This window comes from Chelatococcus sp. XZ-Ab1 (assembly GCF_029309855.1).
Lineage (GTDB): Bacteria > Pseudomonadota > Alphaproteobacteria > Rhizobiales > Beijerinckiaceae > Chelatococcus_A > Chelatococcus_A sambhunathii.
Genome location: NZ_JARKII010000001.1, coordinates 293,676 through 315,108, shown reverse-complemented (window position 1 = coordinate 315,108; position 21,433 = coordinate 293,676). Strand labels below are relative to the sequence as shown.

The 21,433-nt window shown below is 69.7% G+C and carries 22 protein-coding genes; 10 read left to right on the top strand and 12 right to left on the bottom strand.

Annotated elements, in window-relative coordinates; all coding sequences use genetic code 11:
* Positions 1 to 11: 11 nt before the first annotated feature.
* Entirely contained in the window at positions 12 to 539 is a 528-nt protein-coding gene (petA, locus tag P2T65_RS01600; protein ID WP_055457561.1) for a ubiquinol-cytochrome c reductase iron-sulfur subunit, read from the bottom strand.
* Between the two features lie 277 nt (positions 540 to 816).
* On the opposite strand from petA, the gene P2T65_RS01595 reads away from it, so the two are divergent.
* Both P2T65_RS01595 and hemF read left to right on the top strand, forming a co-directional pair.
* The gene (locus P2T65_RS01595) at positions 817 to 1,314 is read left to right on the top strand and encodes a tRNA (cytidine(34)-2'-O)-methyltransferase (RefSeq protein WP_055457562.1); all 498 of its coding nucleotides are present in this window, start codon (positions 817 to 819) and stop codon (positions 1,312 to 1,314) included.
* 55 nt (positions 1,315 to 1,369) lie between these two features.
* On the top strand, positions 1,370 to 2,281 hold the full coding sequence (hemF, locus tag P2T65_RS01590) for an oxygen-dependent coproporphyrinogen oxidase (RefSeq protein ID WP_276199080.1): 912 nt from the start codon (positions 1,370 to 1,372) through the stop codon (positions 2,279 to 2,281).
* Between the two features lie 195 nt (positions 2,282 to 2,476).
* On the opposite strand, the gene P2T65_RS01585 is transcribed toward hemF, so the two are convergent.
* The 5 genes from P2T65_RS01585 to P2T65_RS01565 all read right to left on the bottom strand — a co-directional run bounded on the left by P2T65_RS01585 (position 2,477) and on the right by P2T65_RS01565 (position 5,668).
* Positions 2,477 to 2,746: a hypothetical protein gene (locus P2T65_RS01585; protein ID WP_055457564.1), complete on the bottom strand. Its 270-nt coding sequence runs from the start codon at positions 2,744 to 2,746 to the stop codon at positions 2,477 to 2,479.
* A gap of 90 nt (positions 2,747 to 2,836) precedes the next feature.
* Complete coding sequence (locus tag P2T65_RS01580) at positions 2,837 to 4,090, bottom strand: CCA tRNA nucleotidyltransferase (protein ID WP_276199079.1); 1,254 nt, start codon at positions 4,088 to 4,090, stop codon at positions 2,837 to 2,839.
* On the bottom strand, positions 4,087 to 4,344 hold the full coding sequence (locus tag P2T65_RS01575; protein WP_055457566.1) for a DUF6111 family protein: 258 nt from the start codon (positions 4,342 to 4,344) through the stop codon (positions 4,087 to 4,089). Before P2T65_RS01575 ends, P2T65_RS01580 begins: the two co-directional genes overlap by 4 nt.
* Entirely contained in the window at positions 4,341 to 4,967 is a 627-nt protein-coding gene (locus P2T65_RS01570; protein ID WP_082464684.1) for a CoA pyrophosphatase, read from the bottom strand. Before P2T65_RS01570 ends, P2T65_RS01575 begins: the two co-directional genes overlap by 4 nt.
* 59 nt (positions 4,968 to 5,026) lie before the next feature.
* Positions 5,027 to 5,668 (bottom strand): DUF1285 domain-containing protein, encoded by a 642-nt coding sequence (locus P2T65_RS01565; RefSeq protein ID WP_071924076.1) that lies wholly within the window; start codon positions 5,666 to 5,668, stop codon positions 5,027 to 5,029.
* A gap of 185 nt (positions 5,669 to 5,853) precedes the next feature.
* On the opposite strand from P2T65_RS01565, the gene P2T65_RS01560 reads away from it, so the two are divergent.
* The 4 genes from P2T65_RS01560 to P2T65_RS01545 are packed head-to-tail and all read left to right on the top strand — an operon-like array spanning position 5,854 to position 12,795.
* On the top strand, positions 5,854 to 6,879 hold the full coding sequence (locus P2T65_RS01560) for a MoxR family ATPase (protein WP_055457568.1): 1,026 nt from the start codon (positions 5,854 to 5,856) through the stop codon (positions 6,877 to 6,879).
* Positions 6,880 to 6,887: 8 nt separating this feature from the next.
* A complete protein-coding gene (locus tag P2T65_RS01555) occupies positions 6,888 to 7,829 on the top strand; it encodes a DUF58 domain-containing protein (RefSeq protein WP_055457569.1) in 942 nt (313 codons plus the stop codon).
* A gap of 1 nt (position 7,830) precedes the next feature.
* Complete coding sequence (locus P2T65_RS01550; protein ID WP_276199078.1) at positions 7,831 to 10,683, top strand: DUF4159 domain-containing protein; 2,853 nt, start codon at positions 7,831 to 7,833, stop codon at positions 10,681 to 10,683.
* A gap of 9 nt (positions 10,684 to 10,692) precedes the next feature.
* Complete coding sequence (locus tag P2T65_RS01545) at positions 10,693 to 12,795, top strand: hypothetical protein (protein WP_276199077.1); 2,103 nt, start codon at positions 10,693 to 10,695, stop codon at positions 12,793 to 12,795.
* Here the strand turns inward: P2T65_RS01545 and P2T65_RS01540 are convergent.
* A complete protein-coding gene (locus tag P2T65_RS01540) occupies positions 12,770 to 13,279 on the bottom strand; it encodes an N-acetyltransferase (protein ID WP_055457572.1) in 510 nt (169 codons plus the stop codon). The two genes, P2T65_RS01545 and P2T65_RS01540, sit on opposite strands and share 26 nt — an antisense overlap.
* Positions 13,280 to 13,586: 307 nt before the next feature.
* Here P2T65_RS01540 and P2T65_RS01535 point away from each other — a divergent pair, with 307 nt between their 5' ends.
* Positions 13,587 to 14,573: a glutathione S-transferase family protein gene (locus P2T65_RS01535; RefSeq protein WP_276199076.1), complete on the top strand. Its 987-nt coding sequence runs from the start codon at positions 13,587 to 13,589 to the stop codon at positions 14,571 to 14,573.
* A 3-nt stretch (positions 14,574 to 14,576) separates the two neighbouring features.
* On the opposite strand, the gene P2T65_RS01530 is transcribed toward P2T65_RS01535, so the two are convergent.
* The gene (locus P2T65_RS01530; protein ID WP_055457574.1) at positions 14,577 to 15,065 is read right to left on the bottom strand and encodes an NUDIX domain-containing protein; all 489 of its coding nucleotides are present in this window, start codon (positions 15,063 to 15,065) and stop codon (positions 14,577 to 14,579) included.
* 362 nt (positions 15,066 to 15,427) lie between these two features.
* Between P2T65_RS01530 and P2T65_RS01525 the strand changes: the two genes are divergently transcribed.
* Positions 15,428 to 16,318 carry a metallophosphoesterase gene (locus P2T65_RS01525; RefSeq protein ID WP_055457575.1) on the top strand — a complete coding sequence of 297 codons (891 nt, stop codon included), beginning with the start codon at positions 15,428 to 15,430 and terminating at the stop codon, positions 16,316 to 16,318.
* A 136-nt stretch (positions 16,319 to 16,454) separates the two neighbouring features.
* Positions 16,455 to 17,501 (top strand): methyl-accepting chemotaxis protein, encoded by a 1,047-nt coding sequence (locus P2T65_RS01520; RefSeq protein WP_276199075.1) that lies wholly within the window; start codon positions 16,455 to 16,457, stop codon positions 17,499 to 17,501.
* A 13-nt stretch (positions 17,502 to 17,514) separates the two neighbouring features.
* Here the strand turns inward: P2T65_RS01520 and P2T65_RS01515 are convergent, their stop codons facing one another.
* Positions 17,515 to 17,943: a hypothetical protein gene (locus tag P2T65_RS01515; protein ID WP_276199074.1), complete on the bottom strand. Its 429-nt coding sequence runs from the start codon at positions 17,941 to 17,943 to the stop codon at positions 17,515 to 17,517.
* Positions 17,944 to 18,170: 227 nt separating this feature from the next.
* On the opposite strand from P2T65_RS01515, the gene P2T65_RS01510 reads away from it, so the two are divergent.
* The gene (locus P2T65_RS01510; protein WP_276199073.1) at positions 18,171 to 18,659 is read left to right on the top strand and encodes a YbaK/EbsC family protein; all 489 of its coding nucleotides are present in this window, start codon (positions 18,171 to 18,173) and stop codon (positions 18,657 to 18,659) included.
* A 3-nt stretch (positions 18,660 to 18,662) separates the two neighbouring features.
* Here the strand turns inward: P2T65_RS01510 and P2T65_RS01505 are convergent, their stop codons facing one another.
* The 3 genes from P2T65_RS01505 to P2T65_RS01495 form a co-directional block, all read right to left on the bottom strand.
* Complete coding sequence (locus P2T65_RS01505; RefSeq protein ID WP_055457578.1) at positions 18,663 to 19,409, bottom strand: SDR family oxidoreductase; 747 nt, start codon at positions 19,407 to 19,409, stop codon at positions 18,663 to 18,665.
* A 260-nt stretch (positions 19,410 to 19,669) separates the two neighbouring features.
* Positions 19,670 to 20,464 carry an ABC transporter ATP-binding protein gene (locus P2T65_RS01500; RefSeq protein WP_063189982.1) on the bottom strand — a complete coding sequence of 265 codons (795 nt, stop codon included), beginning with the start codon at positions 20,462 to 20,464 and terminating at the stop codon, positions 19,670 to 19,672.
* Positions 20,461 to 21,366 (bottom strand): ABC transporter permease, encoded by a 906-nt coding sequence (locus P2T65_RS01495; RefSeq protein WP_055457580.1) that lies wholly within the window; start codon positions 21,364 to 21,366, stop codon positions 20,461 to 20,463. The genes P2T65_RS01500 and P2T65_RS01495 overlap by 4 nt, the downstream gene beginning before the upstream one ends.
* Positions 21,367 to 21,433 lie beyond the last annotated feature (67 nt).

Genomic DNA, 21,433 nt, shown 5'->3' with positions numbered 1-21,433 from the left:
TGGTGGGCGCGTCAGCCGATCTGAATCTTCGTGTCGTTCACGAAGGCATAGGGCGGGATCGGCAGGTTGGTCGGCGCCGGCCCCTGCCGGATACGCCCGGATGTATCGAACACCGAGCCGTGGCACGGGCACAGCCAGCCGTCATAGGCGCCCGCATTGCCGAGCGGGACGCAGCCGAGGTGGGTGCAATTGCCGTAGACCACGAGCCACTGGGCGTGACCTTCCTTGACGCGGGCCGAATCGGCTTCCGGATCCGGCAGCGAAGCGACGTTGACGTCCTCCGCTGCCTTGATCTCCTCCGCCGTCCGATGGCGGACGAAGATGAGCTTGCCGCGCCAGAACAGCTTGACGATCTGCCCTTCGGCGATCGGCGTCAGGTCGACCTCGACCGGCGCGCCGGCGGCAACGGTTGCCGCATCCGGGTTCATCTGCGCGATGAAGGGCCATGCCACCGCGGCAACACCCACGGCGCCCACGGCGCCAGTCGCGATGAAGAGAAAGTCTCGCCGGGTCGGTTCGGCGGTAGCGGTCTCAGCCACGTTGGCTCCCCAGTCTCACAATCCTGGCTCGACGTTTCGCCACCGCGACGGTTCCCTTCCGCTCCCGCATCCTGCGGGGTCCAGCCGAAACCGTCGGTCATGGCGGCGCGCCGACTTCAAAGCACGGACGCGACAGCCCCGCAATGCGACCGGGAGTCGCCGCGCGGCGGCTGTTTGGCATGGTTCCAGAACCATGTCCATACTTTCGGCAGACAAAGCCGTGCGCTACGTGCATTGCCCGGCCATCCGGCCTCATGCCCTCGAACCTGACGCCCCCATGCACCCGCTGCGCCTTGCCCTCTACCAGCCCGACATTCCGCAGAACACCGGCACCATGGTCCGGCTCTGCGCCTGCCTCGGCGTCGCCGTCGACATCATCGAGCCGGCGGGCTTTCCTGTGTCCGACAGGGCGTTCCGCCGGGCGGGCATGGATTATCTCGATGCGGTCGAGATCGTCCGGCACGCGAGCTGGCGCGCCTTCGCGGCCGATCGCGCGAGCTCGGGCCGCCGCCTCGTGCTCGCCACCACACGCGCGGCTTTGCCCTATCACGCCTTCTCCTTCGCGCCCGGCGACGTCGTCCTGATGGGGCGAGAATCGGCCGGCGTGCCGGAGGAGGTGCACGACGCCGCCGATGCGCGCATCCTCGTGCCCATGCGGCCCGGCCTGCGCTCGCTCAATGTCGCCGTCACGGCCGCGATGATCCTCGGCGAGGCCCTGCGCCAGTTGGACGCCTTTCCCGGCGGCGGGGAGGCTTCTACACCGGCGGGCAGTTGAACGGTCCCCAGCCGCATGCCGCAGCACGCCACCAGGAGCCGAGGAAGGACAAGCCATGACCGACGCCCAGCCCATCGATCCCGCCCTGATCGCGCGCCTCAAGGACGAGGCCGGCACCTGGTTCGCGGCGCTGCGCGACGCCATCTGCGCCGATTTCGAGACGATCGAGGACGAGGCGCCGGGCCCGTTCTTCCCCGAGGCGGGCGGGCCGGGGCGCTTCGAGCGCACGCCCTGGCAGCGCACCGACCATAGCGGCGCGCCGGGCGGCGGCGGCACCATGGCGATGATGCGCGGCCGCATCTTCGAGAAGGTCGGCGTGCACGTCTCGACGGTCTTCGGCGAGTTCGCGCCCGAGTTCCGCGGCCAGATCCCCGGCTCGGCCGAGGACCCGCGCTTCTTCGCCACCGGCATCTCGCTCATCGCCCACCCCTGGAACCCGAACGTGCCGACGGTGCACATGAACACGCGCTTCGTCGTCACCACGAAACCGTGGTTCGGCGGCGGGGCGGACCTGACGCCGGTGCTGGAGCGCCGGCGCGAGCAGAAGGATAGGGACGCCGTGGCCTTCCACACCGCCATGTGCGGCGCCTGCGCGGCCCATGCCGCCGTCGCGCCCTACGAGAAATACAAAGCCTGGTGCGACGAGTACTTCTTCCTCAAGCACCGCAACGAGCCGCGCGGCATCGGCGGCATCTTCTACGACTATCACTGGTCGGGAGACCCGGACGCGGACCTCGCCTTCACCCGCGCCGTGGGCGAAGCGTTTCGCGAGGTCTACGGCCGCATCGTGCGCGCCAACTGGGCGACGCCCTGGACCGACGAGGACCGGCACGAGCAGCAGGTGCGCCGCGGCCGCTATGTCGAGTTCAACCTGCTCTACGACCGCGGCACCATCTTCGGCCTGAAGACCGGCGGCAACGTCGCCTCCATTCTGTCCTCGATGCCGCCGACGGTGCGCTGGCCCTGACCGGTAAGCGGCCGGCCCGCCCGACGTCCGGAGCCGGCCATCATCACGCCTGTCGCGCACGCGGGCTGGCGTTTTGCGCGAACCGCTAGATAGCAAGCTCCCGATGGGCAATGCAGCTGCAAGCTGCCAGCACTGGGCGCAACCGGTCATCGTCGCGTGCCCGCGTGGTTTAGCTCGGGCAATGCCACACCCCCCTCAATCCGCGCTCGGCAGCCTACGCATGGTGAATTCGATGCGGCCGTCGCCGAGGTCGCGCCAGCTCTCGACCTCGGTCATGTAGGCCGCCTTCGGGAAACGCCGGAACCATTCGCGCGCCTTGGCCCGGGCGGCCTCGCGCTCCAGCACGAAGGTCTCGCGCCGCCAGGTGGCGCCGGTGTCGTCGCCCGCGCGGCCGGACTGCGCCTTGTCGCGCCGTTGCGCCAGGCGCTCGGCCACATCCGCCGGTCCCCGCCCTGCCCGTGCCATCGCGATCCCTCTCAGAGAGCGCCGGCAAGCGATGCCGGCAAGTGATGCCAGCGGGTCCATGCTAGAGCAGGAATGCGGGCGAGGAAACGGTCAGCCGGCTCGCCCGGCGGCAACCGCCTGTTGCAGGATGCGCTTTAGCGCTGCCGCGTCTGCCGGACAGTCCTCGTCGAGCCAGCGCTCTCGCGCCGCCGCAAGCACGGCGCCGACCCGCGGCCCCTTCGGCACGCCGGCGGCGACGACCTCTTCGCCCGACAGGGGGAAGACCGGCGCGATTGCCTCGCCGCGCGCCACGGCGGCGAGGAAGTTGCGCCCGCGGGCGTCGATGTCCGCCTGCGGCGCGGACGCCGCGAAGGCGGCGGCGACGATCTCGGGCGCGAAGGACAGGGCGAGCGCCCTGAGATCGCGCAGGCTCCAGGGGCCGGCGGTGCCGTTGAGGCGTTCGACAAGCGCCGCGAAGGCGTGGATGCGCCGCGTCTCGGCATTGGACAGCCGCAGCCGGTCGCGCAGGCGGGCCGCATCCTCCGGGATGTCGGTGCCGAGCGCGGCGAGCCGCAGCACCGGATCCGGCCTGCGGCCGCAGGCGGCCTCCCAGGCGATGAGTCGCGCAAGGCGCATGTCGTGCGTCACGCCGGCGAAGATGCGCTGCAGGAGGCCGGCATCGATCATGATGCGGCAGGTCTCGAGCGCCCGGGCGGCGCCGAGCAGCTTGGCGATCTCCGTCCGCAGCCGCTCGTGCGACAGAAGGTCGAGCCCGGCCCGCGCCCTGACCGCCGCCGTGAAGCCGGCCGCATCGATATCGCCCGACCCGTAGGCCGCATGGAAGCGGAAGAAGCGCAGAATGCGCAGATAGTCCTCGGCGATGCGCTGGCCGGGATCGCCGATGAAGCGCACGTGCCGCGCCGCAAGGTCCGCGAGCCCGCCGACGAAGTCGTGCACCTGCCCCGTGCGATCCGCATAGAGCGCGTTCATCGTGAAGTCGCGCCGGCGCGCATCGGCCGCGAAGTCGCGGCCGAAGGCGACCTTCGCCCGCCGCCCATCGGTCTCGACGTCCTCGCGCAGGCTCGTCACCTCGAAGGGCGTGCCCTCGACGATGACGGTTACGGTGCCGTGGTCGATGCCCGTCGGCACCACGCGGAATCCCGCCTCTGCCGCGCGGCGCATGGTCTCCTCGGGTGTCGCGGTCGTCGCGCAATCGACGTCGCTGACGGGGCGGCCGATGAGCACGTCGCGCACGGCGCCGCCGACGATCCAGGTCGTTTCGCCGCCACCGTCGAGCACGGCGAGCAGCCGCTGCAGCGCGGGCCGCGCGACGAGCGAGGCGACGGCCGCCCGGTCGATGGTCATTGGAACTGTCCCGGCACGAGGCGGCCGTTTTCCAGATGCGTCGGCACATAGGCGCCCGAGTGCCGCTCGGCCGTGATGCCGAGATAGACGAAGGCACCGATCGCCAGCAGCAGCCCGGCGATGACGAGCCACGGCACATGCCCGTCCCACTCGTGCCGGGTGAAGGGATTGCGCCTGCGCAGCAGCAGATAGACCCCGAACAGGAGGAAGGGAACGAAGAAGAGGACCAGTTGCTGGAGGATCGCCCGCGTCATGGACCGTAGAGCCTCTCGTAGAGGTTGCGGATGATGCCGGCCGTCACGCCCCAGATGTAGCGCTCGCCGAAGGGCATGGCGTAGTAGTGGCGCAACGTGCCGCGCCACTCGCGCGAATGGCGCTGGTGGTTGGCCGCATCCATGAGGAAGTCGAGCGGCACCTCGAAGGCCTCATCCACCTCCTCCCGGTTGACGGTGAGGGTGAAGCCGGGCGTCACGTGGCCGACCACAGGCACGATGCGATAGCCGGTCGCGGACAGATATTCGTCGAGATAGCCGAGCGGGCGCACATGGTCCCGGTCGAGACCGATCTCCTCCTGCGCCTCGCGCAGAGCCGTCGTCAGCGGCGTCGCGTCCTCCGGGTCCATCTTGCCGCCGGGAAAGGCGATCTGCGCTGAGTGCTGGCGCAGGTGCGCCGCCCGCTGGGTCAGGAGCAGGTTGACGCCGGTGGAACGGGTGACGATGGGCACCAGTACCGCCGCCGGCCGGGCGATATCGGCGGCAACGTCAGGACGGACGCCGGCAAGGTCGTGGTCGCCACGCAGACGCACCGCCCCGACGGCCCCGTGCGGCTGCGGATAGAGGCACCGGCGCGCCCGGTCGAGAAACGTCTCTTCGTCCACGAATGTCTCTTGATCCACCAATGTCTCTCGGTCCACGCGAGCCTTGTCGATCGTCGCCGTCACGTCCCGCCGTCCTCTCCATCGCCTGCGGCCGCGATGGCGAAGAAGGCACCGGCCGAGGCGACGCCCATGATCTGTCCGCCCGCGGCATCCGGGCGCACCTCGACGAGATCGGCGAGGCCGAGCGCCAGGGCGCGCGTCAGCCGCGCCCACAGGCCGCCGCGTATATGGACATAAGGCTTCATCCCGCCTTTCGCATCCGTCTCGAACCGCAGGGGATGGTTCGGCCCCGCCTGCACGATGTCGTCGACATTGGTGCGGAAGGTGAGCACGCGCCCGCCCGCGGCCTCGCTCGCCGCCATCTCGACGGCTATAAAGGGCACGTCCTCGACCGTGATGCCGACACGCTCCACCGGCGTCACCAGCACGTAACCCTCCGGGTCGCGCCGCAGGATGGAGGCGAACAGCTTCACGAGCGCCGGCCGGCCGATGGGCGAGCCGCGGTAGTGCCAGGAGCCGTCGGCCGTGATTCGCATGTCGATCATGCCGCAATGCGGCGGGTTCCACTTCTCCACCGGCCGCGCCTTCGCCGCCGGGCCGGCGGAGGCGAAGAGTGCGGCGAGGCCAGATGGGAGGCTCTCGGGCGTGGCATGGGTCCCGACGCCCGCCGTTCCGCGCTTTTTGCCCTGCTCGCCGCTCACGTGTTTGTGTCCTCGCAACCTTGGCAGCCGATTTCGGCGCGCGCCGCTTGTAATCTGGGTCCCGGCACCACTATCGCAAGAATGGGCACGCTGGGGAACCGAAGGTGTCCGGCCTCAAGCGGCTTGAATAAGACATGATCACCGATGCAGACTGCTCCGACGGGGGCACAGAAGGAGAGTTGCCGATGACGAGCGGCACTGACCGTACCGCTGTGGCCCAGACGCCGACGACCATCGACGATGCCGTCATCAAGGCGGCCGAGGCGGCGCTCGACCATGTGGCCAGAGCGCGCAGTGCCATCGGCTCCGTCATCTTCGGCCAGGCGCACGTCGTCGAGCTCGCCCTCGTCACGGTGCTCGCCGGCGGGCACGGCCTGCTCGTGGGCGTGCCCGGCCTCGCCAAGACCAAGCTCGTCGAGGCGATGGGCACGGTGCTCGGTCTCGACGGCCAGCGCATCCAGTTCACGCCCGACCTGATGCCCTCGGACATTCTCGGCACCGAGATCCTCGACGAGAGCGCCGATCGGCAACGCAGCTTCCGCTTCATCAAGGGGCCGATTTTCGCCCAGCTGTTGATGGCGGACGAGATCAACCGCGCCAGCCCGCGCACCCAGTCCGCTCTCCTGCAGGCCATGCAGGAGTATCACGTGACGGTGGCCGGTGTGCGCTACGACCTGCCGCGCCCATTCCACGTACTCGCAACCCAGAACCCTATCGAGCAGGAGGGTACCTATCCGCTGCCCGAGGCGCAGCTCGACCGCTTCCTTCTCGAAATCGACATCGGCTATCCCGACCGCGATGCGGAGCGCCGCATCGTCCTTGAGACGACAGGTCTTGAGGAGCATCGCCCGTCAGCTGCCATGAACGCGGAAACGCTCATGGGCATCCAGCGTCTCGTGCGCCGCCTGCCGATGGGTGAGAGCGTGCTGGAGGCCATCGTCTCGCTGGTGCGCTCGGGCCGTCCCGGCGAGGGGCCGGAGGAATTGACGCGAGACCTGTCTTGGGGCCCCGGCCCCCGCGCCAGCCAGGCACTGGCACTTGCCGTGCGTGCCCGGGCCCTCATCGAGGGGCGCCTCGCGCCCTCGCTCGACGACGTGGCGGCCCTCGCCGAACCGGTGCTGAAGCACCGCATGGCGCTGACCTTCGCGGCGCGCGCGGACGGCCGCACCATGCCCGACGTCATCGCTCGCCTCGTGGAGCGGCTCGGCTAGGAGCGTCCATGGCCCGCGTTCAAACCCTTTCCGAGGCCGAGCGCTCCCCTGGTATTCCGCACGCCCTGGCGGCTCAGGAACTGACGGCCCGGTTGCCGCATATCGTGCTGGAAGCAAGGCGCGTTGCCGCCTCCGTCAGCCACGGCATCCATGGACGCCGGCGTGCCGGCCCGGGCGAGAGCTTCTGGCAGTTCCGTCCCTTCATGTCGGGCGAATCGGCGACGCGCGTCGACTGGCGGCGCTCGGCGCGTGACGGGCGCCTCTACGTGCGCGAGCGCGAATGGGAAGCGGCGCACAGTATTTATCTTTGGGCCGACCGTTCGGCCTCCATGGGCTTCGTCTCCTCCCTCGCCGCGCAGTCGAAGGTGGAGCGCGCCCTCGTCCTCACCCTCGCCTTGTCGGAAACCCTCGTCGATGCCGGCGAGCGTGTCGGCCTCATGGGCCTGGTGCCGCCGCGCGCCAGCCGCAACATCGTCGAGCGTTTCGTGGAGCTCATCGCCAAGGACGCCGCCGGGCACAACGCCGACCTGCCGGCTGCCGAGGCGCTGCCGCCGCTGAGCGAGGCCGTGCTCGTCAGCGACTTTCTCGTGGAACCGCCCGCCTTCGATGCCGTTGTGGGCCAGCTTGCCGCCCGCGGCGCCCGGGGCCATGCGATCATGATCATCGATCCCGTCGAGGAGACCTTCCCGTTCACGGGCCAGGCGGAGCTGGAAGATCCTGAGGCGGGCCTGCGCCTGCGCATCGGCGATGCCGTCCTGTGGGGCGAGGACTATCGCCGACGCATCGCCATCCACCGCGACGCCATCGGCGCGGCGCTCAAGCGTCGCGGCTGGACGCTGACGCTCCATCACACCGATCGCCCGGCGAGCGAGGCGGCGCTGCGCGTCCTGACGCAGCTCTCGGCCGCGCGCGGCGGCCGCAGCGGCCTCATCGGGGCACGGGGAGGCTGACATGTTCGCTGGCCTCGGCTTCGGAGCTCCCCTCGTTCTCATCGCCCTCGCCGCCTTGCCGGCGATCTGGCTCATCTTGCGCATCACGCCGCCGCAGCCACGCCGCATCCCCTTCCCGCCGCTGCGCGTCATCGCCGACCTCATGCCCCGGCGCGAGACGCCGGCACGCACGCCCTGGTGGCTGCTCGCCCTGCGCCTGGCGCTCGCCGCGGCCCTCATTCTCGCCGTCGCCGGGCCTGTTTGGAACCCGATCACCGGCGGCGTATCCGCCCCAGGCCCACTCGTCATTGCCATCGACAACGGCTTCGCCGCCGCGCGCGACTGGGACGAGCGCACGGCGCTCGCCGAAGAGCGCATCATGTCGGCCGAGCGCCAGAACCGGCCCGTAGCCATCGTTGGCCTCGCCGACCGGCCGGACACCGTCGAGGCTCTGGCCCCCGGCGCCGCCATGGACCGGCTGCGCGCCCTCGCGCCTCAGCCGCACGTGCCCGACCGCGCGAGCCATCTTGCCACGCTCGGCGCCTTCCTCTCGCAGCATGGTGAGGCCGAGATCGCCTGGATCAGCGACGGCATCGCCTTCGGCGCAGACGGCTTCGCGGACAGCCTCGGCGAGGCGTTCGCGGGGCGCACGGGCGCCGTTACCATCTATCGCAATCCTGTGGCCGAGCCGCTCATGATCGCCGATGCCCACAACGGCCCGAGCGGCATCGAGGTGCGGCTGGTACGCGCAGACCCGAACGGCCGCGACACCGGCACGCTGCGCGCCCTCGACACCAAGGGCCTGCTCCTCGCCGAGATGCCCTTCAGCTTCTCCGCCGGCGCCAGCGAGACGACGGCGCGCTTCGACCTGCCGGTCGAGCTCGACAATGCCGTGGCGCGGCTCGAGATCGCGGGCGAGACTTCCGCCGGCGCCGTCGGCCTCATCGACGAGAGCGGCAAGCGCCGGCGGGTCGGCCTCGTCTCCGGCGGCACGGTCGACACGGCTCAGCCGCTCCTGTCGCCGACCTACTATGTGTCGCGGGCGCTCGCCCCCTACGCCGAGCTGCGTGAGGCGCGGCGCGGCATCCCCGATCCCGTCGGCGACCTCGTCGACCAGGGCGTCAACGTCCTCGTGCTCGCGGATGTCGGCTCGCTCGACAGCGAGACGGAAACGAAGCTCGCCCGCTTCGTCGAGGAGGGCGGCCTGCTCATCCGCTTCGCCGGTACGCGCCTCGCCGCCGGCAACGACGAACTGGTGCCGGTGCGCCTCAGGCGCGGCGGGCGCAGCCTCGGCGGCTCGCTCTCCTGGGATGCTCCGAAGACCTTCGCCCCTTTCCCGGAGACGAGCCCCTTCGCTGGTCTGCCGGTCCCTGACGAGATCACCGTCTCGCGCCAGATCCTGGCCGAGCCGGACGGCGAGCTCTCGCGCCGCACCTGGGCGGCGCTGGCAGACGGCACGCCGGTCGTTACCGCCGCCAAGCGGGGCGAGGGGCTGATCGTTCTCTTCCACGTCACTGCCGATCCGGGCTGGTCGAGCCTGCCGCTCTCCGGAGTCTTCGTCGACATGATGCGGCGCACGATCGCGCTCGCCGGCCGGAGCGTCGCGGCCAACGCCGGCGAAGGGAAGAACGGCGCCGACATGGCCGCGCCCCAGCGCACGCTCGACGGCTTCGGCATCTGGCGCTCGCCGCCGGCGACGGCCAAGCCCATCCCCCGCAACCACACCGGCCGCGCCACGCTCGACCACCCGCCCGGCTTCTACGGGCCGAGCGAGGCGAGCATCGCGCTCAACACGCTGTTGCCGGACGACCGGCCGATGGCGCTCGACTACGGCCCGTTCGCCGGCAGCCTCGTTCCCATCGCGCGGGCCGCGACCGTCGACCTGAGGCCGTTTCTTCTCCTCATCGCGGCCCTCCTCCTCATCGCCGACACCATCGCCTCGCTCCTCCTCGGGGGGCATCTCGGGGGACTCGGCGGCTTGCGCCGGCGCCCGAGGCCGCGCGGCGCCACCGCGGCGATCCTTGCCCTCGCCACCCTCGCCGCCATTGCCCTGCCGGCCGGACAGGTGCGCGCCCAGGGGGCGACGGGAGAAGCGCCGCAGGAGACCGCACGCGAGCTGCCGCCAATCTCGGCCGAAGAGGTGGAGCGCGCGGCGATCACCCGCCTCGCCTACGTCGTCACCGGCAATCCCGACATCGACGGCACGAGCCGCGCCGGGCTCGACGGCCTGACGCGCGCCCTCGTCATGCGCACCGCGCTGGAGCCGGGCGAGCCCGTGGGCGTCGACGTGGAGCGCGACGAACTCGCCTTCTATCCCCTGCTCTACTGGCCCGTGGTGGCTGGCAATGCGCTGCCCTCGCCGGCGGCCTTGCGCCGGCTCGACGCCTACATGAAGGGTGGCGGCACGGTCATCTTCGACACCCGCGACGCCATGGCGCTGCGCTTCGACGGCGCGGTGACGCCGGAGGGGCAGCAGCTGCGCCGCATGCTCGCGACGCTCGACATTCCCGAGCTCGAGCCGGTGCCGCGCGACCATGTGTTGAGCCGGGCTTTCTACATCCTCGACTATTTCCCGGGCCGCTATGCCACGGGCGAGACCTGGGTGGAGGCGCTGCCGCCGGAGGACGAGGCGAGCCGCCGCCCGGCACGCGCCGGCGACGGCGTGAGCCCGCTCATCATCACCAGCAACGACCTGGCCGCGGCCTGGGCCGTCGGCGGCCGGGGCGAGCCGCTCTTTCCCGTCGTCGGCCCCGATCCGCGCCAGCGCGAGATCGCCTATCGCGTCGGCATCAACATCACGATGTATGCGCTGACCGGCAACTACAAGGCCGACCAGGTGCATGTCCCGGCGCTGCTCGAGCGGCTGGGGCAATAGGGTCACGGCATGCTGAGCCTCTCCTTCACCCCGCTGGTTCCGACCCTCGTGCTCGCGGCCGTCGCCGTGCTCGCGGCGGTGGCGGCCCTCGTCTCCATCCTGACCCGCGGCGTCACCGGCATCGTGCGCACCCTCGCGCTCGCCTGCCTCGTCATCGCCCTTGCCAATCCCTCGCTCGTGCGCGAGGAGCGCGAGCCGATGAAGGACATCGTCGCCGTCGTCATAGATCGTTCCACCTCGCAGACGCTGGGCCCCCGCGCCACGCAAACAAACGCCGCGGTGGAGGAGTTGCGGAACCGCCTCGGCGCCATGGACCGGCAGATCGAGGCGCGTTTTGCCACGGTGACCGACAATGCCGGCGGCGGCGACGGAACCCGTCTCTTCTCCGCCCTCTCCGACCTGCTCGCCGACGTGCCGAGCGAGCGCGTCGCCGGCGCCCTCCTCGTTACCGACGGCGTGGTGCATGACATCCCGGGCTCGACCGCCCTCCTCGGCTTCAATGCGCCGCTGCACGCCCTCGTCACCGGCCATGAAGGCGAACGCGATCGGCGCATCGCCCTCCTCGAGGCGCCGCGCTTCGGCCTCGTCGGCAAGGACCAGACCATCCGCCTCATGGTCGAGGAGCGCGGCGGCACGGGCGATGCGACGCTCACCGTGCGCCGCGACGGCCAGCTCTTGCGCACGCTCACCGTCGCGACCGGCCGCCCCTTCGCCTTGCCGATCACCATCGACCACGGCGGACCGAACGTCGTCGAGCTCGAGGTCGACGGCCTCGACGGTGAACTGACCAACGCCAACAACCGCGCCGTCCTTACCATCGAGGGCATCCGCGAGAAGCTGCGCGTGCTGCTGATCTCGGGCGAGCCGCACGCGGGCGAGCGCACCTGGCGCAACCTCCTGAAGTCGGACGCCAATGTCGATCTCGTCCACTTCACCATCCTGCGTCCGCCGGAGAAGCAGGACGGCACGCCGATCAACGAACTGTCGCTTATCGCCTTCCCGACGCGCGAGCTCTTCCAGCAGAAGATCAGCGAGTTCGACCTGATCATCTTCGACCGCTACGCCAACCAGAGCATCCTGCCCAACATCTATTACGACAACATCGCCCGCTATGTGCGCGAGGGCGGCGCGCTACTCGTTGCCGCGGGGCCAGAGTTTGCCACCGCCGGCAGCATCGCCCGCACCGCGCTCGGCCCGGTCCTGCCCGCGGCGCCCGACGGGCGGGTTCTGGAGGCGCCCTACAAGGCCGAGGTGACGGAAACGGGCCATCGCCATCCCGTCACGCGCGCCCTGCCCGGCAGCGAGACCACCCCGCCTTCCTGGGGCGAATGGCTGCGCCTCGTTGGCGCCCATGTCGACACGGGCTCAGTGCTGCTGTCCGGCTCGGAGGAGCGCCCACTCCTCGTGCTATTGCGCGAAGGCGAGGGCCGCGTCGGCATGCTGCTGTCGGACCACGCCTGGCTGTGGGCGCGCGGCTACCGCAACGGCGGCCCGCATCTCGACCTGCTGCGCCGCCTCGCCCACTGGCTGATGAAGGAGCCTGCTCTCGAGGAGGAGGCGCTCAGGGCCAACGCCCGCGGCGGCGAGATCCTCATCGAGCGCCAGACCATGTCGGACGCGCCCGGCCCGGTTGTCGTGACGAGCCCGGACGGCACAACGCGCGAGGTCACGCTCTCCGGCGGCGAGCCGGGCCTGTTCAACGCCGTCACACCCGCGGAACAGCACGGCCTCTATCGCCTGACGAGCGGCGACCTCGCGGCCTTCGTCAATGTGGGGCCGGAGAACCCGCGCGAGTTGACTGACGTCTTCAGCGACACGGAGCGTTTGCGCCCGCTGGCGGAGGCGACGCGCGGCTCCGTGCGCCGCATCGCCTCCGGCATGACGGACGCCGTCGACCTGCCGCGCCTGACACTGGTCTCGAGCGGTTCGCGCTTCTCGGGCGGCGACTGGATCGGTCTTCGGGCCAGCGGCAGCGCCGTGGTGCGCGGCGTCTCGGTGATGCCGCTCGGCTACGGCTTCCTTGGCCTTGCACTCCTGCTCGGCGCCGTGCTCGTCGTCTGGCTCGTCGAGGGCCGGCGGCGCGGCCTCAGCGAGCCGGACGCAGCGCGGTGACAGGCCCCCGCGCACGCTCCATCACCCCGTCCTGCAGCGGGCAGGCGAGGAAGCGGCGCGGATCGACCGGCCCCGGCAGCGTGAACTGCCCCGGGGGCACGGGCGCGAAGCCGAAGCGCGCATAATAGGGCGCATCCCCGACGAGGAGGACGAGGCTGTGGCCGGCCTTGCGGGCCGCGTCGAGCGAGGCGTTCATCAGCGCCGCGCCGATGCCGCGGTTCTCGAAGGCGGGATCGACCGTGAGCGGGCCGAGCACGAGCGCCGGCTCCTCGCCCGCCATCACCGGCGAGACGCGCACGGAGCCGACGATGAGCGTACCGACGAGGGCGGTGAAGGAGAGGTCCGCGAGCGGGGGCACGCCCTCGCGCAGGCGGAAGGCGGTGCGGGAGAAGCGCCCGGGCCCGAAGGCGCGCTCGTGCAGCTTTTCCACGGCCTCGGCATCGGCGGGCAACTCACGCCGGATGGTGAGCTTGAGATCGGTCATGACGGGTCTTGCGGAAGGATGTTTCCATCGAAGCCGCTCCCGGGGGGAGCGGCGGCGCGCATGATGCTGCGGCCGCTTTGCGCGGCCGTGCCGTTATCGTCGTCGCTGGGCAGCAAAGATGCGCACGTCGCCATCCGCTCTCGTGAGGATTGCCGCTCTACCACAGACCTCGCCGCACCGTCCATGGCCTTGGTAGGGCCGCCCTGCTTCTTCCCATCCGTGCAAGACCGGTCTTGCACGCCTGCCCCTCCCGCCCGGTGCCGCCTATGTCATGGTGGAAGCGAAGGACACGCGAAAGGAAGACGTCATGGGTCTGCTCGTCGATGGGGTGTGGCACGACGAATGGTACGACACGAAGAGCACCGGCGGGCGCTTCGTGCGCAAGGATTCGGCCTTCCGCAACTGGGTGACGCCGGACGGCGCGCCGGGGCCGAGCGGCGAAGGCGGCTTCAGGGCCGAGGCCGGGCGCTACCACCTCTATGTCTCGCTCGCCTGCCCGTGGGCGCACCGCACGCTCATCTTCCGCAAGCTGAAGAAGCTCGAGGACGTCATCTCCGTCTCGGTCGTCGATCCCTACATGGGTTCGGAAGGCTGGGTCTTCGGCGACAGCCCGGGCACGGTGCCGGACACCGTCAATGGCGCAAGGCGCCTCTACGAGGTCTATCTGAAGGCCGACCCGCACTACAGCGGCCGCGTTACCGTGCCGGTGCTGTGGGACAAGCAGCGCGGAACGATCGTCAACAACGAATCGAGCGAGATCATCCGCATGTTCAACGCGGCCTTCGCGGCCTTCACCGACGTTGCGGACGACTATTATCCCGAGCCGCTGCGGAAGGAGATCGACCGCGTCAACGAGCGCGTCTATCACGCTGTCAACAACGGGGTGTACAAGGCCGGCTTCGCCACAACGCAGGAGGCCTATGACGAGGCCTTCGACACCCTCTTCGGCGCGCTCGACGAACTCGACACCCGGTTGGCGAGGAGCCGCTATCTCCTCGGCGACCGTCTGACGGAGGCGGATTGGCGGCTGTTCACGACGCTGGTGCGCTTCGATGCCGTCTATGTCGGCCATTTCAAGTGCAACCTGCGCCGCATCGCCGACTATCCCAACCTCGGCCCCTATCTGCGCGATCTCTACCAGGTGCCTGGCGTCGCCGGGACGGTGAACATGGAGCACATCAAGCGGCACTATTACGAGAGCCACAAGACCATCAACCCGGCGGGCATTGTGCCGCGCGGCCCGGCGCTCGACCTCGATGCACCGCATGGCCGCGAGCAGTTCGGGGCCGGCTGAGCCTCACCAGTCGGCGGACGGCGGCCGTTCCTCGACGATCTCGACGATACGGGCTCGCGTGCCAGGCGTGACGCCCTCGGGCAGCGCTGCAACCGGAAAGAAGCCCGTCTCCACGATTTCCTTGTCGGGCGGGCGCGGGCCGGCCACAAACTCGCGCACGACGTAGATGGCGACGTGGTCGCGCCGCGACACCTTGCGGTTGAAGAAGATGCCGTGCAGCACGATTTCGCCGCTCGGCACGATGTTGCCCTCCTCCGCAAGCTCGCGGCAAAGCGCTTCGAGCATGCTCTCGCCGGCCTCCACCCCGCCGCCGGGCAGGTGCCAGCCGGGCGTGTAGCTGTGGCGCACGAGAAAGACGCGCTCGTCGTGGTCGATGACGGCGGCCCGTACGCCGAGTGTCATCGGCCGCGAGAAGCGCCACCAGGTGTGCATCATGCGTCGGGTCACGGGCTCCAGCCCGTTCATCCGCCGCGGAAGCGCGATGCCGCCCATCGGAAGGATCTCCTGAACAACTCGTTAACGCCGCCCGCTATCCTCATGCGTCCGACGCATATCTCTGTTGCTGCTTTGCCCGACGATATGACGTGCAGACACGAAAGAGAATCGCCATATGAGACAGGAAGCCATACGGCAAGGACAGGACAGATGCTTCTCACCTTCATTCTCGCGCGGCTCTCCCGGCTCCACGGTTATGCTTGGCAGCCTGCGGTCGAACTCGACGATCCCCAGCTCATCTCGACCCTCATTCCCGACGCGCAGCACTGACGGCGGGTCACAACCACGCTTTGTCGGCCCCTGCGGCTTGACGCGCGGGCTCTGAGCGGCGATGCCTTGGCAATCCACCTGGAATGCCAATGTATCTCATCGCCCACCTGTCCGATCCGCATATCGGCCCCATTCCACAACCCAGGCTGCGCGAGCTCGTCGGCAAGCGCATGACGGGCTACGTCAACTGGCGCCGTGGCCGCAAGGTCGCGCATGACATGACGGTGCTGGAGCGGCTGATCGAGGACATGCGGGCGCACCGGCCGGACCACATCGCCTTCACCGGCGACATCGCCAACATCGGCCTCGCCTCGGAATTCCCCATCGCGCGCGCTTTCCTCGAACGTCTCGGCGCGCCGGATTTCGTCTCCTTCGTCCCCGGCAATCACGATGCCTATGTGCGCGGCTCGCTGAAGCCGCTGGCCAATGCCCTGTGGCCGTGGATGGCGAGCGACGGCGCCTCCTCCAGCGCCTTCCCCTATCTGCGCCGTCGCGACGGCATCGCCTTCGTGGGCCTGTCGTCGGCCGTGCCGACCATGCCTTTCGTCGCCAGCGGCACGCTGGGCAAGCCGCAATTGGCCGCCTTCGAGGCGATGATGAACGAACTCGACCGTGAGGGCCTGTGCCGCGTCGTCATGCTGCACCACCCGCCCCTGCGCAGCGGCACCGCCGTCGGTCGCAGCCTCACCGACGCCGGCGCCTTCGAGAAGGTTATCGCCCGGGTGGGCGCGGAACTCGTGCTGCACGGCCACAATCACCGCACGTCCCTCACTCACATCCCCGGCAAGCACGGGCCAGTGCCCATCCTCGGCGTGCCATCCTGCTCGGCGATCAAGGGCACGTGGACGCACCGTGCCGGATACCACCTTCTCAGCATCGAGCCGGACGGCGCCCGTTCGCGCATCACCGGCGTGACCCGCGGCCTGACGCGCGAAGGTGCCATCGCGGAAATCGGCAGCCTCGACTTCACGCCGGTCTGACGAGCAGCCTCGCGCCGACAGCCCTGCACAAGCGCGGCGATCTAGATTTCGTTCGTTTTCCAGTCGCGTCACGCTTTCGAAATGTCCAGCGCGCCATCCGGCGGGCCGGCCTGTCGTCGGACAACGGGAACACGTCATGGCGGAAGTCAACGGCGAGAGCTTCGTCCGTCTCAGCGACATCGCGACGCGCACGGCAACCGCGCGCGACCTTACCAACGCGAAGGTGGGGCAGATCCGCTCCGTGACGCAACGCTTGCGCATCCTTGCCCTCAACGCGCTCGTCGAGAGCGCCCGGGCGGGTGATGCCGGACGCGGTTTCTCCGTGGTGGCGCAGGAGGTGCGCGGCACCTCCTCGCAGGTCGAAGGCATCGCAAGCTCGCTCGAACGGGAACTTGCTGGCGAGATCGCTGTCCTCGAGCAGCTCACGCGGCTGATGGCTGGCGAGGCTCAGGGCCAGCGCCTCGTCGATCTCGCCCTCAACGCCATCGAGATCATCGACCGCAATCTCTATGAGCGCACCTGCGACGTGCGCTGGTGGGCGACCGATTCCGCCATCGTCGATGCCGCCGGGCAGCCGACCGATGCGGGCTGCCGCCACGCCGGCAAGCGCATGGGCGTGATCCTCTCGGCCTACACCGTCTATCTCGACCTGTGGCTCTGCGACCTCGACGGACGCATCCTCGCCTCCGGCCGGCCGGATCGTTTCGCCGTCGCCGGACGTGAGGTGCGCGACCGCGACTGGTTTGTCCGCGGCAAGGCGCTCGCCAGCGGCAACGACTATTATGCCGGCGACATCGCTGTCGAGCCGCTGCTCGGCGGCGCCCGCACCGCGACCTATGCGGCGAGCGTGCGCGAGGGCGGCGCTGCAAAGGGCCGGCCGCTCGGCCTCCTCGCCATCCATTTCGACTGGGAACCCCAGGCGCGCACCGTCGTCGAGGGCGTGCGCCTGCGCCCCGCGGAGCGCCAGCGCTCGCGCGTCCTGCTGCTCGATGCACACAACAGGGTGATCGCCGCCAGCGACGGCAAGGGCGTGTTGAGCGAGCGCTTCAACCTCGCCACAGGTGATCGGGAATCGGGCTTCTACAAGGAGCCGGACGGGGCCATGGTCGCCTTCCACAAGACCCCCGGTTACGAGACCTATGCCGGCCTCGGCTGGCACGGCGTCATCCGCCAGGAGCCCTGATCCTGCTTCGCCCCTATCCCAGAACCTTCCACCACAGCGCCAGGTAGAACAGCGTCGCCCCCACGATGGCGCCCATGACGAAGGCGAAGAGGAGACTGCCGCCTTGGCCGTCGGCCGCCTGCGGCCGGGGCCTTGCCGCAAGTTCGCCGTCGGCGGCCAGCGCCTTCTCACGTTCGACGAGGCGCCGCGCCACATAATCGGTCACCGCCCGCCGGATGGTGTCGACATCCTCGCTGGCGGCCAGCACCTGGCGGCCATGGCGCGTATCGACAAGGAAGCGGTAGGTGCGCCGGTCACGATCGACTTCGACGAAGGCGAGCACGTCGACATAGAAGCGCGGCTGATCGCCCGTGACGAGGCCGTGATCGAAGAGATCGACGTCCTCGGGCAGTTCTGCAAGAACCGGCGCCAGTGCCGCCGCGACGAGTTCGAGGCGTACCAACGCCCTGCTTCTCAGCTCCGCAATGACGTCGGAGCGCTCGGCATCCTCAAGACGTGCCCGGCGCACGGCCTCTCTGAGGTCGCTTTTCTCCTCTTGCCTTGACGGCGGGTGGTCGTTCATCTCTCGTCCATGCGCGGCGTCGGGCTGCCCGGCGACCATGGTAGACCATCCCCCCCGCCGCTGCGAATGCGGCAGAAAGCCGAGACGGGGCAAAGGAGGCGACGGGAATGAGCGAGACGACGCGGGAACTGCCGGCGAGTTCGGCACGCGTGGCCGAGGCGGCCCGCAGGCTGGGGCTCACCATCAGCATCGCCGTGCATGACCGGCCGACGCGCACGGCGGAAGAAGCTGCGGCGGCCTGCGGCACGGGCGTCGAGCGCATCATCAAGTCGCTGGTCTTCGAGGGCGCCGACACCGGTCGGCCCTACCTTCTCCTCGTCGCCGGCAACAACCGTGTCGACGAGAAAAAGGCGGCCGCAACTCTCGGCGAGGCGCTGCGCCGGCCGGATGCCGGCAAGGTACGGGCCCTGACGGGCTATGCCATCGGCGGCATCCCGCCGTTTGGCCATGCCGAGACGCTGCGGACCTTCATTGACGCGGATCTCCTCGCCCATGACCTGGTCTGGGCGGCCGCCGGCACGCCGACGACCGTCTTCCCCGTCGATCCGCGGCGCCTCGCCGAAGCGACCGGCGCCACGGCCATCACGGTCGCCTGATCCTCAAACGCAGCGCCCGCCGTCGACCTCGAGCACCGAGCCGGTGATCATCGACGCCTCGTCCGAGCACAGGAACAGCGCCGCATTGGCGATGTCCTGCGGCGTCGACAGCCGGCCGAGCGGGATCGAGGCACGAAAGGCGGCCCGCTTCTCAGGCGTGTCCTCGCCCATGAAGGTGGCGAGCAGCGGCGTCTCGCCGGCGACGGGTGCGAGCGCATTGACACGTATGCCCTCGGGCGCGAGCTCGACGGCCATCGACTTCGACAGGAGATTCACGGCGCCCTTGGAGGCGTTGTACCACGCAAGGCCGGGCCGCGGCCGGATGCCCGCCGTCGAGCCGATATTGAGGATGACGCCGCCGCCCTGCGCCCGGAATTGCGGCACGAAGGCCTTCGCCATCAGATAGATGGACTTGACGTTAACGGCGAAGACCTTGTCGAACTCCGCCTCGCTCACATCGAGCATCGGCTGGTTGCGGTGGCTGACGCCGGCATTGTTGACGAGAATGTCGAGCCGGCCGAAGGCGGCGAGAACCGTCCTTGCCGCGGCCTCGACCTGATCCCACCGCGACACGTCGGCCGCGACGCCGATGGCGCCGCCACCGATCTCGGCCGCAGTCGCTTCGGCCGACGCCAGATCGAGGTCGAGCACGGCGACGCGCGCGCCCTCACGCGCGAAGGTGGCCGCAATGCCCTTGCCGAAGCCCGATGCGGCGCCCGTTACCAGCGCCGTCTTGCCGTTCAGTCTCATGACGCCTCCGTTTGAGCACGAATGAATCGCTGCTGGCTAGCATTTTGCGACCGGCTTGTCTCGCCGCAGCGGTGATGCGCGGCTCAAGCGGCGTCGATCCTCCCCCACATGGGGGAGGTGGCGCTGCGAAGCAGCGACGGAGGGGGCTACGCGTTCAACATCAAGGCGTCGATCCCGGCCTCGGCCCCACCCGTCTCGGTCCTTCGGACCGATCCACCCTCCCCTGAAGGGGAGGGATCAGGACCGCTCGCGTATCGTACTCAGCTCGTCAGCAGCCGGTCCTCAGCCAGTTCTTCGCCGCGTGCCTTGCGGAAGGCGTCGATGAGATCCTCCACCGACAGCTTGCTGCGATGCTCGCCGGAGACGTCGAGCAGGATCTGACCTTCGTGCAGCATGATGGTGCGCGTGCCAAGGTCGAGCGCCTGGCGCATGGAATGGGTCACCATGAGCACGGTGAGCGCGAACCGCTCCGCAAGCATGCGCGTGAGGTCGAGCACAAAATCGGCGTTGCGCGGGTCGAGCGCGGCCGTGTGCTCGTCGAGCAGCAGGACACTCGAGGGGGCGAGCGTCGCCATGACGAGCGACAATGCCTGCCGCTGCCCGCCCGAGAGCGAGCCCATCGGCTGGTCAAGCCTGTCCTCGAGGCCGAGCGCCAGTTCCCTGATGCGCGTGACGAGCATCTCGGCACGCTCGCGGCGCAGGGCATTGCCGAAGCCGCGCCGGCTGCCGCGGCCCGCGGCGAGCGCAAGGTTCTCGGCGATCGAGAGATTGCCGCAGCTGCCGGCGAGCGGATCCTGAAACACGCGGGCGACATGCTGCGCCCGCGCCTCCGCCGGCTGGCGCGTCACGTCCCGGCCGGCAACGAGGATGCGGCCCGCCGCGGCCGACACGTCGCCGGCAATGGCGCCAAGCAGCGTCGACTTGCCAGCGCCGTTCGAGCCGATGACACAGACGAATTCGCCATTGGCAAGGGCCAGTGACACGCCCCGCAGGGCCCGCCGCTCCAGCGGCGTGCCAGCATTGAAGACGACGGAGAGATTCTCGACGGCGATCATGCCCCGGCCCTCCGACCAAGGGTCCGGCCGAGCGCGCGCCCGCGCAGCTTCGGCAGCACCAGCGCGACGAGCACCAGGAGGGCGGTCGCGAGATTGAGGTCGGAGGCCTGCAGGCCGAGGAAATCGGCGCTGAGCGCAAGCTGTACCGCAAGGCGATAGATGACCGCGCCGACGATGCAGGAGACGAGCGCCACCCAAAGGCGCCGCGACGGCATCACCGTTTCGCCCACGATGACCGCGGCAAGGCCGACGACAATGGTGCCGACGCCGGACGTGACATCGGCGAAGCCGTTTGTCTGTGCAAAGAGCGCCCCGGCGAGACTGACGAGCGCGTTCGACAGCATGACGCCGGCGATGACCTGTGCACCGACGCGCACCCCCTGGGCGCGCGCCATGCGCGGATTGGCGCCGGTGGCGCGCATGGCAAGCCCTGTTTCACTGCGCAGGAACCAAGCAAGGCCGATGAGCGCAACGAGAACGATCACGGCGAGGAATAGCGGGCGCACCCACAGGTCGTCGAGCCCAAGGCCGACGAAGGGCGTCAGCACCGTCTCCTGCGTCAGGAGCGCCACGTTCGGCCGCCCCATGATACGCAGATTCACCGAGAACAGCGCGATCATGGTGAGGATCGACGCGAGCAGGTGCAGCACGCCGAAGCGCACGCTGACGAAGGCCGTGGCAAAACCTGCGAGCGCGCCGGCGACGATAGCGACGAAGGTCGCGAGCCAGGGATCGAAGCCAGACACGATCATCGTCGCGGCCACGGCAGCGCCAAGCGGGAACGAGCCGTCGACCGTCAGATCGGGAAAATCGAGGACCCGGAAGGAAAGATAGACGCCGAGGGCGACGAGCGCATAGACGAGCCCCAGCTCGACGGCACCCACGAGGGCGATTTGACTCATGCGACGACCTGTTCAACCTGCGCCGGTGCGCCGGGACCGTCCCCGGCCTCTCGCCCCCGCAGGGCTC

Bases quoted from the DNA above. Each gene is read 5' to 3' on its own strand.
- P2T65_RS01595 (WP_055457562.1), top strand. From the start codon at position 817: ATGCACCCGCTGCGCCTTGCCCTCTACCAGCCCGACATTCCGCAGAAC.
- hemF (WP_276199080.1), top strand. From the start codon at position 1,370: ATGACCGACGCCCAGCCCATCGATCCCGCCCTGATCGCGCGCCTCAAG.
- P2T65_RS01585 (WP_055457564.1), bottom strand. From the start codon at position 2,746: ATGGCACGGGCAGGGCGGGGACCGGCGGATGTGGCCGAGCGCCTGGCG.
- P2T65_RS01580 (WP_276199079.1), bottom strand. From the start codon at position 4,090: ATGACCATCGACCGGGCGGCCGTCGCCTCGCTCGTCGCGCGGCCCGCG.
- P2T65_RS01575 (WP_055457566.1), bottom strand. From the start codon at position 4,344: ATGACGCGGGCGATCCTCCAGCAACTGGTCCTCTTCTTCGTTCCCTTC.
- P2T65_RS01560 (WP_055457568.1), top strand. From the start codon at position 5,854: ATGACGAGCGGCACTGACCGTACCGCTGTGGCCCAGACGCCGACGACC.
- P2T65_RS01555 (WP_055457569.1), top strand. From the start codon at position 6,888: ATGGCCCGCGTTCAAACCCTTTCCGAGGCCGAGCGCTCCCCTGGTATT.
- P2T65_RS01550 (WP_276199078.1), top strand. From the start codon at position 7,831: ATGTTCGCTGGCCTCGGCTTCGGAGCTCCCCTCGTTCTCATCGCCCTC.
- P2T65_RS01545 (WP_276199077.1), top strand. From the start codon at position 10,693: ATGCTGAGCCTCTCCTTCACCCCGCTGGTTCCGACCCTCGTGCTCGCG.
- P2T65_RS01540 (WP_055457572.1), bottom strand. From the start codon at position 13,279: ATGACCGATCTCAAGCTCACCATCCGGCGTGAGTTGCCCGCCGATGCC.
- P2T65_RS01535 (WP_276199076.1), top strand. From the start codon at position 13,587: ATGGGTCTGCTCGTCGATGGGGTGTGGCACGACGAATGGTACGACACG.
- P2T65_RS01530 (WP_055457574.1), bottom strand. From the start codon at position 15,065: ATGGGCGGCATCGCGCTTCCGCGGCGGATGAACGGGCTGGAGCCCGTG.
- P2T65_RS01525 (WP_055457575.1), top strand. From the start codon at position 15,428: ATGTATCTCATCGCCCACCTGTCCGATCCGCATATCGGCCCCATTCCA.
- P2T65_RS01520 (WP_276199075.1), top strand. From the start codon at position 16,455: ATGGCGGAAGTCAACGGCGAGAGCTTCGTCCGTCTCAGCGACATCGCG.
- P2T65_RS01510 (WP_276199073.1), top strand. From the start codon at position 18,171: ATGAGCGAGACGACGCGGGAACTGCCGGCGAGTTCGGCACGCGTGGCC.
- P2T65_RS01505 (WP_055457578.1), bottom strand. From the start codon at position 19,409: ATGAGACTGAACGGCAAGACGGCGCTGGTAACGGGCGCCGCATCGGGC.
- P2T65_RS01500 (WP_063189982.1), bottom strand. From the start codon at position 20,464: ATGATCGCCGTCGAGAATCTCTCCGTCGTCTTCAATGCTGGCACGCCG.
- P2T65_RS01495 (WP_055457580.1), bottom strand. From the start codon at position 21,366: ATGAGTCAAATCGCCCTCGTGGGTGCCGTCGAGCTGGGGCTCGTCTAT.